The organism is Dapis purpurea BLCC-M126 (assembly GCF_050015975.1).
Lineage (GTDB): Bacteria > Cyanobacteriota > Cyanobacteriia > Cyanobacteriales > Microcoleaceae > Trichodesmium.
Genome location: NZ_JBNHER010000153.1, coordinates 9,460 through 23,713, shown reverse-complemented (window position 1 = coordinate 23,713; position 14,254 = coordinate 9,460). Strand labels below are relative to the sequence as shown.

Genomic DNA, 14,254 nt, shown 5'->3' with positions numbered 1-14,254 from the left:
TATTGCAGACTCTCACTGGCCATGAGAGTTCAGTCAATGATGTAGAATTTAGTCCTGATGGAGAGACTATTGCCACTGCAAGTTTTTTTGACAAAACAGTCAAGTTGTGGAACCGTCAGGGGAAATTATTGCAGACTCTCACTGGCCATGAGAGTTCAGTCAATGATGTAGAATTTAGTCCGGATGGAGAGACTGTAGTAACTGCAAGTAGTGACAAAACAGTCAAGTTGTGGAACCGTCAGGGGAAGTTATTGCAGACTCTCACTGGCCATGAGAGTCCGGTCAATGGTGTAGCATTTAGCCTGGATGGAGAGACTATTGCCACTGCAAGTGCTGATAAAACAGTGAAGTTGTGGAACCGTCAAGGAAAATTATTGCAGATTCTCACCGGCCATGAGAGTTCAGTCTGGGATGTTGCATTTAGTCCCGATGGATATACTATTGCAACTGCTAGTCGTGACAAAACAGTGAATTTGTGGAACCGTCAAGGGAAATTATTGCAGATTCTCACCGGCCATGAGTATTCGGTCATTGGTGTAGCATTTAGTCGGGATGGAGAGACTATAGCAACTGCAAGTGGTGACAAAACAGTGAAGTTGTGGAACTGTCAGGGGAAATTATTGCAGACTCTAAAAAGCCATGAGGATAAGGTCATAGATGTAGCATTTAGTCCAGATGGAGAGACTATAGCAACTGCAAGTGGTGACAAAACAGTGAAGTTGTGGAACCGTCAGGGTCAATTATTGCAGACTCTCACCGGCCATGACAGTTCGGTCAATGATGTAGAATTTAGTCCGGATGGAGAGACTATAGTAACTGCAAGTTGGGATAAAACAGTTAAGTTGTGGAACTGTCAGGGGAAATTATTGCAGACTCTCACCGGCCATGAGAGTTTGATCAATGGTGTAGCATTTAGTCCGGATGGAGAGACTATTGCAACTGCAAGTGGTGACAAAACAGTGAAGTTGTGGAACCGTCAGGGGAAATTATTGCAGACTCTCTCCGGCCATGAGAGTTGGGTCTTAGGTGTAGAATTTAGTCCCGATGGAGAGACTATTGCAACTGCTAGTCGTGACAAAACAGTGAAGTTGTGGAACCGTCAGGGGAAGTTATTGCAGACTCTCTCCGGCCATGACAGTTCGGTCAATGATGTAGAATTTAGTCCTGATGGAGAAACTATTGCAACTGCCAGTCGTGACAAAACAGTGAAGTTGTGGAACCTTCAGGGTCAATTATTGCAGACTCTCTCCGGCCATGAGAGTGAGGTCTTAGGTGTAGCATTTAGTCCCGATGGAGAGACTATTGCAACTGCAAGTCGTGACAAAACAGTGAAGTTGTGGAACCGTCAGGGTCAATTATTGCAGACTCTCACCGGCCATGAGAGTTCGGTCTTAGGTGTAGCATTTAGTCCTGATGGAGAGACTATTGCTTCTGCAAGTGCTGACAATACAGTGAAATTGTGGAAGATTTGGAAGTTCGATCACCTCCATGAGTGGGCTTGCGACTGGATGCGCGACTACCTAGAAAATAACCCTAATGTCAGTGAAAGCGATAGAGATTTGTGTGATGGTGTTGGCACTGGGAAGTCAGAAGTTTGAAGTCAGAAGTCAGAAGTTATATCGGGCTGAAAAGTTGTCATTGCGACGAGAGGAAGCAATCTCCGCTGACCCCTGAGATTGCTTCCTTCCCAGGAGTGAAAGTTGCAATGACTAGGCTATAGCAATTATTAGGAAGGAGTTTTGGACGTTCGAGATTGCTTCGCTGTCGCTCGCAATGACAGAATTGTGTTACTTTGCGTAAGTCCTATTTAATACAAACTTTCTCTTGACTACCTTCTGAACAATCTGCAAATTTCAATTCTCCAGCCAACATTTGCTGCTGAGTTTCTTCTACTTTTTGCTTAACTTTTTCTGGCAAAACATCATTAAAACGACCCAACTTAGTAATGTCTGGATTTTCAATTCCTAAAACATATTTTTCTCCTTTAACTCGATCATTTTTCACTAAATTAGCAACGTAGGCGATCGCTCCTCCCACATCCTGAACTGCACTTGTCAATACTGCTTTTGGAGCAACATCTAACTGATCTGTAGTATTACCCACTGCATAAATTCCTTTTTCTTGTGCCGTTTGTAAAACTGCCGGAGCAGCATTATCTAATAAGTGATAAATAACATCAACTCCTGTAGAAATTAAAGCCAAAGCTGCTTCTTTTCCTTTAGCAATATCATTAAAATCTCCAGTGTAACTAACCACAACTTCAACACTGGAATTTACAGACTTAGCTCCTAACTCAAATGCCCTACCTTGTAAGTTAGTTCCCTTAAAAGATAAACCCGTAATATAAGCAACTTTATTAGTTTTAGTCATCAAACCAGCAACCACACCAGCAAGATAACCAACTTGGAAATAATTTGTTGTTACCGAAGCATAATTTTCCCCAGCAATATTACCATTAACTCCTAAAAAGAATGTATCTGGAAATTGACTAGCTACTTGTTGAATAGCAGCATCAAATTGTCCGCCATGACCAACTACTAAATCATAACCTTTCCTGGCAAAATCTGAGAGAGTTTCTGTTTGGTCTGGTTGAGCAACATTTTCCACATAAATCATCTCACCATTGAGTTTTTCGGCTGCTTTTTTTACTCCTTCATAACCAGATTGATTCCATCCACCATCGGTAATAACTCCAGGCAAAGCAATAGCAATTTTAAAACTTTCAGAACTACTACCAGAATCTGTAGAATTATTACCATTATTTTCTGTAATTGTAGAAGGAGAATCAGCACAAGCTTTTAATAATAAGCTAGTTGCTAAAGTGGCTGAAATGTACCCAATAAATGAACGTCGATTAAATTTTTTTTGCATAAGTAACTAAAAAAATATGTTTTATAAATTACACAATTACCAAGAAAATTGCTCAAAATCCCCGTGACAAAAACTAGTTCTGACTTATGACTTATGACTTCGTTAAATCTCCTTCTTCCCAAATTTGAAGTTGTCTTTCAGCAGCAATAAAATTGTTGATTGATTTAGGCGGATAAACAAAATGGTCATAAGCAAGAGCCATTTGTCTAGCTGCTTCCTGATAGGAAACTTGACCTATTCCTGTACCCAACCCTGGACAGACAACTGTTCTAATTTGTTTCTTTTGCTGGCGGTTATGGCGTCGTATTGCAAGTAACATTGCCCACATGGCGACGTAAGGAATATCAGTACCAGCAATAGACATCGGTACTCGCATAGTAGGGGTATGGGCAAGAAAGGGATGTTGAGGATGACCTGTTTCAACTATCATAGATGTACCTACAGGTTGTTCGCCCAAATATTCATCTAAAATTTTTTGCTGAACTAAAGTCATTAAAGAATCACCAAAGTATCTAATAATTGCCGCATCCATGCCACCATCCATAAGTCCAAAGGAATTAGCTGGACTTACTAAACAGTCATATTCTGGCACTGACTCAAAATAGTTATTAATGATTTCTATATTGGGTAAATAATGGAAATTTTCTTGAAAAGCGTTAGACAAAAGTGGGTTGGGAGCTACTAAAATAAGTTTCATAATAATATTATTCCGGTTTAATACTTATAAATAGAAGGCAAGAGGACTGACATTTCTCTTATCTACTAAAAAAAGTTAATTTATAAATACTTTTTGAAATTTATATTGCTCAAATCGAAATAGAAATTGGGGATAGCTTAAGTAAGCATTCAGGTATTAGCCTTCAGTTTTTAGCTTTTCCTTCGTAATCTAATTAATAAGAAAAATTAGCAAAGAGTACTTTTAGAGTAACTTTTAATTTTTGCCCAATCTTTTAGCTCTGATTCTTCGTTCAAAAAGAATAAGTTAATGGCTGACAGCTAATAGCTGATTGCTGAATGCTTACAATCATAAATAAATTAGGCAAGAATATTTTTCATTTCTACTTTGAAAATATTTTCAATTGTTTTACCTGCTGTTTTTTCATCCCACTGGAGAGTATTCAGAAAAGTTTCTGCTGCATGAGTTTCCACAACATCAACACCCCATTCTCCCGATCGGAGAGTATCAGGAGAATCACTTAACGGAGGAGTTTTTTTCAAACCTCCTAGAATCAATACATCAACAATTAAATCTTTGCCATTTTTTTGATTTATCCGTTTTTCTATTAATGCTTGAGCGCATTTTTCTCCAACTTGAGGCGGAGCAAAAACCTGAGTTTCAAATAAAATTTCTACCATCCAATGGGGATGATTTAATTGCCGACATTTTAGCTGTGGATATTTGCTTAAACCATCGATAAATACTTGAGCAAATTCTTCTCGGTTTAATTCAGGTAGTGTATTTTCTGAAAGTTCAAAATTGTGAGAAAGTAACATTCGTCCGGTTTGAGATTGAGTCATTTTTTTCTGTGTTCTTTGCACAGTAAACTTTAAGTCACAATTTTATATATTACCAGACGATGTTCTAAATTCATAATTCTGAATTCTAAATTCTTAACCTATGACTACTTTTTCCACAATAATAAAACTACAAATACTGACAGTAAAATTACTTCTGTCCCTAATAAACCATAAATAGTTTCTCGCTGTTGCTGGGTAAAAGGAAAATAATCAATAAAAACTGTATAAATTACAAATCGAGAAATAATTCCTACTAAAAAGCAAATAATTACCCAAGCTTTTCCCTGCCATAAACCGATGACAGCAGCAAGATCGAGTATTCCATAAACTATATCTCCTATTTGCCAAGTTTGAGGAGTTTCTAACCAAGTTTTTTCGCCTAAACTTACTATATTGGCAATATGAATTAATCCACTGTAGATAAAGACAAAAGCAAGAATTTTTAGATATCTTCCCATCCAATGATTATTAGCAATTTGTGCAAGATCATTCATATTTTTGTGTTGATAAGATTTTAAGAAGTTCAGGTTTAATTGACAAATAATCAATAAAATCCGCACTTTTGTTCAGAATATATTGTTTAAAAATCTGACTGATAAAGCGATTTCACACATAATATTTTAAAGTTTTCACAGGTTTTGATTAGTAGTAGATGGTTGAAAAAGCCTACAAATTTAGATTTTATATCAAATCCACTTAATTCGGTATAAAACAATGTTCACTTCACGATCGCTATTCCTAAATCTTTCTAGATATCCCCATCTCCCTACACCCCCCACACTCCCCACACTCTTTATCTAATTACATCGATGCTACTGGATTTGATATTACCCTTCACAACCACTTCTCTCAATCTTCTACCCACAAAAACTAAAACAACACTCCCCCCACTTCAACACTCACACAAATCCACATCTTCTACTTCGTTTTAAATTCCGATAAATTAAAAATTATTATTATGCTAAATCTCGGTTAACAGCAAGGGAAAAACCAGAGAAAGTACTGTGATGAGTGCTCTTATTCTGCTATCTTCTCAATTACATTCATAACCTTTTTGTATTCTTCTTGCTTTCCTTGTTGCTGGTAAATTTCTGCTGCTTTGTGTAAATCATCAAGAGCTGCTTTTAATTGTCCTAATTTAATATATCCTTCGCTACGAAAAGAATAAACATGAGCAAGATTAGAATTAATACTCAAAGCAGTAGTTTGATCCTTAATAGCTTGGGTATAGTTTTTTAACTTCAGATAAATTAACCCTCGGTTAACATAAGCATCAATTTTTCTCGGATACAGTCGCAATACTTCGTTATAGTCTACAACAGCTTGCTCTAAATCTCCCATTTCAGTGTGAATTAAGCCTAAATTATAATGAGCTAAAGCATAGCTAGGATTAATTTTTAGGGCTGCATCACAATCAGCGATCGCTCCAGAAAAATCTCCTAATTTCAAACGCGCTAAACCTCGGTTATTGTAGGCAGGAACATATTTGGGATGAATGCGTAGAGTTTCGCCAAAGTCTTTCATTGCTCCCTCAAAGTCTCCTGTTTGAAAGCGAGAATTTCCCAGATTATTGTATGCTTCGGCGTAATTAGGATTAATTTCTATAGCTATTTCAAAGTCTTTCATTGCTCCTGAAATATCCCCTAGTCTAAACTTCGTAAAACCTCGGTTATTATGACCTTCAGCATAGTTAGGCTTGATTTCTATAGCTATTTCAAAGTTTTTCATAGCCCCTGAAATATCTCCCGTTCTCAGGCGTACAATACCCATATCGTTATGAGCTTGATGATATTGAGGGTTAAAATTTACCGCAATCTCAAAATCAGCGATCGCTCCAGAAAAATCTCCTAGACTGCGTTTAGTATTACCTCGATGATAATAAGCTTCTGCATTTTCGGGTTGAAGTTTTACTGCACGATCTAAGTCTTCTAGGGCACCCCGATGCTCTCCAATATCGAAACGAACTATACCTCTTTTAATGTAAGCATCCATATAGTTTGGATGAATTTTTATAACTTGATTAAAATCAGCTAGTGAACCTTGGTTATCTTTACTCAGACGACGAATTACAGCTCGGTTGTAGATAGCCTCAGGATGTTTCGGATTAAGTTTAATAGCTTCATTAAAGTCGGCAGTCGCTCCTTGTATATCTTTCATCTCAAACCTAATAATACCTCGCTGGGTATAAGCATCTACAACTTTAGGATTGAGTTGTAATACTTTTGTCAAGTCATCAATTGCATCTTGGTTATTTCCCAGGAAACGATAAGCAATACCTCGATTATAGTAAGCTTCTGCTTTATTGGGATTAAATTGTATGGCTTGATTATAATCTGCTATAGCTCCTTGCGGATCTCCAGCTTTAAAACGGACTACTCCTAAGTTTTGGTAGATTTGAGATTCTTCAGGATTTAATTCCAGAGCTTGAGAAAAAAGCTCTATAGCTTGATCTAATTCCCCTAATTCTACATAAACTGCTCCTAAATTATTATAGATTTGTAGATCTTTTGAATCGAGTTCTAATGCTTTGTGGAAATTTTCTATAGCCCCTTTTAAATTTCCCATTTGAGCAATTGCAATGCCTCTATTATGATAAAATTGATGATTATTAGGTTCTAGATGTATGGCGAGATTATAGTCTTCTAGAGCGCCAGTATTATCTCTTTTTTGTAGTTTGATTAATCCCCGTTGGTGCAGTGCATCTGCTCCTTCCTGACGACATTTTTCAGCTTTTTCTGTCATACCCGCTATTTCATATTGGATAATAGACTCTTCCCATTGTTTTTTCTTTTCAAATTCTCTAGCTCTGCAAAATGCTGCTTTCTGAGGCATTTTTGCTAAGTCGTATTCAGTAGCAGCTTTCAGCCATTGTTTCTTATTTTCAAATTCAATAGCGCGGTATTCTGCTTTTTTTTCAGGAATATTCATCCAGCACCGTTTAGCATTAGCAAAATCTAGTATTTCTTCCCATTTTTTAGCTGCTTCCCCCCATTTTAGGCTTGCTTCTAATTGAGAAGCTTCACAAATTTTTTGCTTATTATATTCGCCAATTTTTGCCCAATATTTTCCTGCTTGTTGCCATTTTTCTACTTTTTCAAATAACAGTGCTGCATCTTGCCATTCTTTTAATTCAACAAAAATTTCTGCTGCTTCATTATAAGCTTGTTTTTGAATTAATAATTTGGCTTGAGCTTGTTTCTCCAAAATTACATCGCCAGATTTAGTAAAGCATTCTTTGGCTTGTTGATAAAACTCGGCTTTTAGATAATATTGTCCTTGTTTACGCCATGTTTCTGGGCTAGGTTCTATACGATCACTTCTGACTAATTCGGGAATTATTGACTGAAATAAACCTGTTAATTCTGGTTCTTGCCAAAGCTGACTAAGCTCTGATTCCCAAATATTTAATATTCTGCTAGCACGAGTAATTGCTACATAAAGTAAGTTTAATTCTAGTTGCAGTTGTGGTTTTTCTTTTTCTTTTAGTACCCCACCTCGTATTGCTTTGCTCCAAAGTTTTGCTTGTGCCTGAAAAAAATCTATGAGAAAAACTGTATCAAATTCTAATCCTTTTATTTCTTCAATTGTAAAAACAAAACTGGAATTTAGTTCGGCTCTAACTTTTTCTTTATCTGATTCTTGTCTGACTAAAATAGCATCACCAGGACATAAAGATGTTTCCTTTAATATTTTTACTAATGTTTGATTATCTGCTGAAATTAGTCTAGCTGGTTGACCGTAAATACTATTAGTCCTTGAATAATATCCTGTAGATTCTGCTAAGTATCTAGAACGCAATTTTAGCAGTTGATTCGCTAATTTGACTAAGCTTCCTACACTCCGAAAGTTAAATTTTAGAGTTTGTTGATCTACTTTTCTCTGAGGATAAAATTTATCTTTTAGTGTTTCCCAACGAAAACCACTAGGGCTAATCATTTGATAAGAGTCTCCAGCAAACAATAAATTTCCACTCGGAGCAACTAAATTAAATAATAACTCTAATTGTATTTCTGTTAAGTCTTGTACTTCGTCACAAACAATTAAATCATATTTTTTTCGAGAATTATTTTTGAGCAACTTTAATACTTGTCTGACTAAATCTATTTCGTCATATAATCTTTCTTTTTGGAGCTTTTTTTGATACCATTCTGCAATTTTATATATATCTCTTCGATGTTTATTAGGTATTAAAATAATGCTGTTTTTACTAATTTTTTCATATTCTTTATCCGATAAAATATTTTCTGTAATTGCTAGTTGTTTACCTTTAATTATGCTTCTAATTTCTTCCCATACTAAAGTTGTTGGATATTGTTTTCTGCAAGGATGCGCTTTGTACATCTCCGAGAATACTTGATAGTTAACTTCATCTTGAGGATAATATATTATCTGGCGATCGCCGAGAATTTCTAAACATAGTTGGTGGAGATTTTTAAATTCAAAAACTATTTGATTTGTTGAGTATTTCGATTCTGCTTCTAATTGACTATTTGCACTAACTATTTGATGAAATTGTTCTTCAGCATTATTAACAAGCAAATCGTTATAGGCAATATATAAACGTTTTCCTAAATTGCTATACTGTTTTTTTTGGAGCATTCTATATAATGCTACTGTAGTTTTTCCTGTACCTGCACTACCATTTAATAATAGATTTCCTGATAATTTAGCCAATTTATATTCTTCTGGAGTCAGCTTTAAAGGTAAATCTGTATTTTGCTCAATAATTGCTTTTTGCCATTCTGTTTCTGACTCTAATACTCGCCACTCAATATTTCCTAACAATTCGTCATCTTTTAAATCTGAATTTGTTTCCAAATCCAACGCTTTCACTGCTTCAATATTTGCTTTTTCTACTGATGAATATGATATATTTTTATCCGTATTATTATCCTGATTTTGGAAATTTCTGGTCTCTACAATTACTTCAAATTCTGCTGTTTCTAACCATTCAGAATCAGGGCTTTTTTGCCTTGCTTTAGCACGTCGCGATACATCATCATGGTCTAAACAAATATCTTGAATTGCTAGATAAACTTGCGTTTTTCCTGTTTCTGGTCGCTGTGATTTATCGTAGGTAAAAATTAAGCGACTAGCACTGTTAATTCTAGCTTCCCATACTCTTTTATTTATTCCTTTGAGCTTTTTTACCCGTAATCCACTATTAAATTGTTGGTGTTTCAGTCTTTTAATGCATTCCCATACTTTCTTTTGCAAATTAGTTTCTACATCTTTTCGGAGAAATTCAACTATATCAGGGTGTAAAACAGCAGGCAGTGACATACATTGACTTTTTACTCTTTATCTTTAGTTTATGAATAGTTTAACACAATACTTTTTTTCCTGTAATCCACTTAATATTAATTAGTTTCTAGCCTGATTACTTGTTGTCGATAAAATTGTCTGAAATTATTATCTGTTAAGGTTTTGAGACAATAAATATTACTCGATTAATATTACTTTTGACTCCTAGATAGATGTATGAAATAGTACAAAAATATTTCTTTTTTTATGTTATAGTTCGCAAATTAGCTAAGTTAAAATTATTAAGAAGTATGACATTTATTCTCACTAATGATGATGGAATTAATGCTCCTGGTATTAAAGCACTGTGGGAAGCTGTGAATAATCCTGATTTACCTCTACCATCTTTCGACGAAAGTATTATTGTTGCTCCCCAAGGACAATTATCTGGTTGTGGGCATCAAGTTACTACTAATGGGCCTATTAATATCAAACATCTGTCTGAGGTTGAGTATGCGATCGCAGGTACACCAGCAGATTGTACTAGAATCGCAATATCACACATAAGTAAAAATGTCAAATGGGTACTGTCAGGTATTAACTCAGGGGGTAATATGGGTGTAGATGTCTACATATCTGGAACAGTAGCAGCAGTAAGAGAAGCAGCGTTTCATAGAATACCAGGAATAGCTCTGTCTCAATTTCGTCGAGGGAAAAAGCCTGTGGACTGGCCAAGAGTAACTCGTTTGGCCAAAATAGTATTAACAGATTTACTCAACCGCCCCATTGAACCAGGAGCTTTTTGGAATGTAAATTTCCCCTATTTAGAACCGGAAGCACCAGACCCAAAAATGGTATTTTGCGAACCATCTACTCAACCATTGCCAGTAGCTTATCAGATGGAAGGACAAGATTTTTATTATGCAGGGAAATATGAAGAACGCGATCGCGCTCCAGGAACAGATGTCGATGTTTGCTTTGCTGGCAATATTGCCATTACCAAGATTCAACTTTAATTGATGTCTCCAGGAGTTAAACACCCTAAATTCGAGCGCGGATGTGCTACGCAGGCCCTATTAGTACGCCACGCACTACCGCGTTCGGGAAGTGATCCTCCTCTAACTCAAAGAAACGGCAAGTGCTGTAGCTTTCCACCCTTTCCTACGGAATGCTAGGCAAACGGGTTTCTTAGCATTTGATTGTTATACCAACTAATATGCTTACAAATTTTAGGACTACCGATACAAATTTTAGGACTATCGATACAAATTTTAGGACTACCGATACAAATTTTAGGACTACCGATACAAAAATGTTACAGGCACTATTGTTGATAGGCAAAAGGAAATAGGGAATAGAGAACAGAGATAAATATTTGGGACAAATATTTATCCAAACGGTATCATGTAGATGGCTATCCTCATAATATAGGGTTACGCGCAAGTCAAAATTCAAAAGTAATTTCTGAGGGGGTTTTCGGTGCGGAAATCCTCGACGTTTTCGTTGCGCAGCAAAAGGGAATTTAGCAATTTCAAACACCGCGTTTGCGTAACTAGATAGGTGTGAATAAACCTGTAACGAAATGTTAAGTCAATGCAGTTAAAAACCTTGAAATTGCTTCCTTCCAATCGGTTTCAGTCGCTTCGGACGTACTTGTAAATTTTACCAACCTACTTAGTTCTATATTTTCCGGATTCTAAATACAAATTGTGAATAAGAGAATACACCCTATTACCAATCTTTAAATAATGACTAAATATATAGTTTCAATCATTCTTGTCAGTTCTGTATTGACGGGAATCAATATGATTCCAGCCATTACGAGTAATTTCACTGCCAAAGAACAATTACAACTCGATCAACAAAGTTCATGGCAGCTTATTGCTCGGGCAGATGAAACAGAGACAGATGAGGAACATATTACACCTGGTAAAAGTCGAGACAGATAAACAGTAGAAATAGAAATACAGCATTCATAGTAATTGGATAAATATTTACTTACCCAAAGCTGGAAGTCAGGAGTTGGCTATTAAGAAATGACTTTTTACTAAAGAAATAAGGTCTCAAACCTCCTCTTTCAAGAAGATAGACAGGAATTTGTTTTCTTTTATTCCCATTCCTCCTGACTCCTTCTTACACAAGTAAGTTTAATTCAAAGGGCTGAGTAATCACTTTTATTCAGTATAAAATCTCAAGAAAAATGTGCTTTTTTATGCCCACACTTCCCGCTCTTTCCAAACTTTTTTTACATCAAAGGTAAGAAACATACCCCTGTAAACCTGGTTTCTCAACCTCCCAAAAAATAGTTATTCAGCAGACTATATTTATTCTGACTCGTGAGTTCTAAAAGCAGTCGAACTATCTGTAATAGCGTAGGTAACGATACCACAGAATTTGATATTACTTCTGACTTCTGACTTCTAACTTATGACTTCATTAGAACCGCTCACCAATACCAAAGTGGAAACGAGTATCACCTTCATCATTAATAGCGTAATCAATTCTAATCGGGCCAAGAGGAGACTGTACCCGGATACCAGCACCATAACCGATACCATCTCCTGGTTTCTCCCGCACACCTCCAGGATTACCAATTACAGAACTTTGACTATCAAATACTGTTGCAGCATCAACAAATAAAGCACCGCCAAGAAACTTAAATACAGGAAAGCGATACTCAACAGTTCCTAAGACAAAAGTACGACCTGCTGCTACAGAACCCTCATCATATCCACGGACTGTATTAGTACCACCTAGAGGAAAAGCTTCATAAGGAGGTAAATCTCCAATTATATGACCTGCTTGTATATTAAAAGCTAAAGCTTCAGGTCCATCAGCAAACTTAGTAAAATTTACTGGAATAAAATAACTGAAATTACCTCGCAAACGATTCATGGCAATTTCTGCTGAACCTATAGGAATAGACTGTTCTGTACCAAACCGCAGCAAACTACCAGAAGTAGGTTGTCGGGGATTATTGCGTCGGTCGTTGACAATACCAAATTGAATCGTCAATAGATCGTCTTCCCCAGAATCATCAGCAGTCAATTTATTACCTAATTCGTCCCTGGGTTCAGTGTCACCATCACTATCCTGAATTTCTACCCGTTCATATTTTAATCCCAAAGAAGCAGTCCATTGTGGATCGACAAATGGGTTAGGAATAAACGGACGAGTGAAACTAACCCCACCCCCTGTACGAATCACTCGTGGGTTGTCACCATTAGGTAGATCTACATCCCGCTGGTCGTTATCATCATCAGAATCAAAAATCACCGAAATAGCTCGCCGTCTGAAAGCATTAACCGTGTAAGAAAGTCGATGATCGTCTCCACCGATCCAAGGATCTGTAAAACTAACATCTGCTAATACTAATCGTTCACCCACCTGAAATTCACCACCTAATTTTTGATTATTACCACCAATATTTTGCTGTTGATAACTCACTGTACCAAACAATCCACTTGCAGAACTAACCCCACCACCAAATGCTAGAGAACCCGTACTTTTCTCTACAACATTTACAATGATAACTGCTGTGTTAGGATCGTCTGGTGATGGTTCTAACCCCAATCTCACATCTTCAAAAATGCCTAAACCAAACACTCTTCTAATATCTTTTTCTGCTGTCTGTCGCTGAAATATATCTCCTGGTTTCAGCTGAATTTCTCTAGTGATAATATATTCACGGGTACGACCTTCTATGGGTTCACCTTCTTCATCTACTGTTTCTCCTTCTGAATCGACGAAGCGCACCTGAATATCTTTAATTTCTCCCTCTGCAACTTCTAAGGTGACAGTACCATCATCACCGACTTGAGGCGCACCGATAACTTGGCCGAGAACATAACCATTGTCTTGATACCACTGGTTGACTTGTTCGACACCTCCTTCAAAAACTTTCAAGTTTAGAGTTTCACCATATTGCTCGCTAAATATTCTCTCTGTTTCACTTTCAGGAAATACTTCTGCACCTTCTATTATTACAGAACTCAATACAGGGTTCGGTTCGACTTCAAAAGTGACTCGTACACCAAGGACAGTATCTTCGGGTACTGCTTTCACATTTCGGAAGAAACCTGTGGCAAAGATAGCATTAATGTCTTTTTGTAGTTGAGAGCGAGTAGTTGTGCGTCCTGGTTGAGTGCTAATGACTTGGTAAACTTGATCTTCGAGTTCTCCATCTACTCCAATAACTACAACTTCAGCTACTAGCACTAGGGGTTCTCCTTCTTCTGTAGAGGTTTGTGCTTGTTGTGATGGAAGGGGAGTATATTGTTCTGATTCTGTTGGGGTAGGTTTGGTATTACTATCTGGTTCTACAAGTTTATCTTCTGGTAATGACGTTAAGGCTAAGTTATCTGATTGGTCTAATTTTAATGATGTTAATTTCTGTTGATTTTGAGTAATTTGGCTATTAATTAAATTATTTCCTTGAGAAAGGATGGAATTAAACTGTTTATCTACTAACCCTTCCGATTTAATTTCTGTTGATTTTGCCAAAACCACATTCTGAGAATTTCCACTCTCATCTACAACTATTTCTGTAGTTGGAATAGTCGCAGCAAACTGTTTATCTACTAACCCTTCCGATTTAATTTCTGTTGATTTTGCCAAAACC

Annotated in this window: 9 protein-coding genes; 3 read left to right on the top strand and 6 right to left on the bottom strand. The window is 36.7% G+C overall.

Translation table 11 applies throughout. The annotated features are described in order from the left end of the window. The coding region (locus ACP6PL_RS13930) for a WD40 domain-containing protein (RefSeq protein WP_426545861.1) at nt 1–1,598 on the top strand (1,598 nt) is incomplete at its 5' end. Nucleotides 1,599–1,803: 205 nt separating this feature from the next. On the opposite strand, the gene ACP6PL_RS13925 is transcribed toward ACP6PL_RS13930, so the two are convergent. From ACP6PL_RS13925 to ACP6PL_RS13905, 5 genes are all read right to left on the bottom strand, one after another. Beyond that, on the bottom strand, nt 1,804–2,871 hold the full coding sequence (locus tag ACP6PL_RS13925) for a BMP family protein (RefSeq protein WP_426545860.1): 1,068 nt from the start codon (nt 2,869–2,871) through the stop codon (nt 1,804–1,806). 91 nt (nt 2,872–2,962) lie between these two features. Beyond that, nucleotides 2,963–3,568: a macro domain-containing protein gene (locus ACP6PL_RS13920; protein WP_426545859.1), complete on the bottom strand. Its 606-nt coding sequence runs from the start codon at nt 3,566–3,568 to the stop codon at nt 2,963–2,965. 338 nt (nt 3,569–3,906) lie between these two features. Then, nucleotides 3,907–4,389 carry a DUF2656 domain-containing protein gene (locus tag ACP6PL_RS13915; RefSeq protein ID WP_426545858.1) on the bottom strand — a complete coding sequence of 161 codons (483 nt, stop codon included), beginning with the start codon at nt 4,387–4,389 and terminating at the stop codon, nt 3,907–3,909. A gap of 104 nt (nt 4,390–4,493) precedes the next feature. Continuing rightward, nucleotides 4,494–4,883, bottom strand: coding sequence for a DUF6163 family protein (locus ACP6PL_RS13910; protein ID WP_426545857.1), 390 nt, complete (start codon nt 4,881–4,883; stop codon nt 4,494–4,496). Between the two features lie 523 nt (nt 4,884–5,406). Beyond that, nucleotides 5,407–9,672 carry a tetratricopeptide repeat protein gene (locus tag ACP6PL_RS13905; RefSeq protein WP_426545856.1) on the bottom strand — a complete coding sequence of 1,422 codons (4,266 nt, stop codon included), beginning with the start codon at nt 9,670–9,672 and terminating at the stop codon, nt 5,407–5,409. A gap of 272 nt (nt 9,673–9,944) precedes the next feature. Between ACP6PL_RS13905 and surE the strand changes: the two genes are divergently transcribed. Continuing rightward, entirely contained in the window at nt 9,945–10,649 is a 705-nt protein-coding gene (surE, locus tag ACP6PL_RS13900; RefSeq protein ID WP_426545855.1) for a 5'/3'-nucleotidase SurE, read from the top strand. Between the two features lie 789 nt (nt 10,650–11,438). After that, on the top strand, nt 11,439–11,582 hold the full coding sequence (locus ACP6PL_RS13895; protein ID WP_426545854.1) for a hypothetical protein: 144 nt from the start codon (nt 11,439–11,441) through the stop codon (nt 11,580–11,582). 487 nt (nt 11,583–12,069) lie between these two features. On the opposite strand, the gene ACP6PL_RS13890 is transcribed toward ACP6PL_RS13895, so the two are convergent. Further along, nucleotides 12,070–14,254: BamA/TamA family outer membrane protein (locus ACP6PL_RS13890; protein WP_426545853.1), on the bottom strand; the 2,185-nt coding region annotated here is incomplete at its 5' end.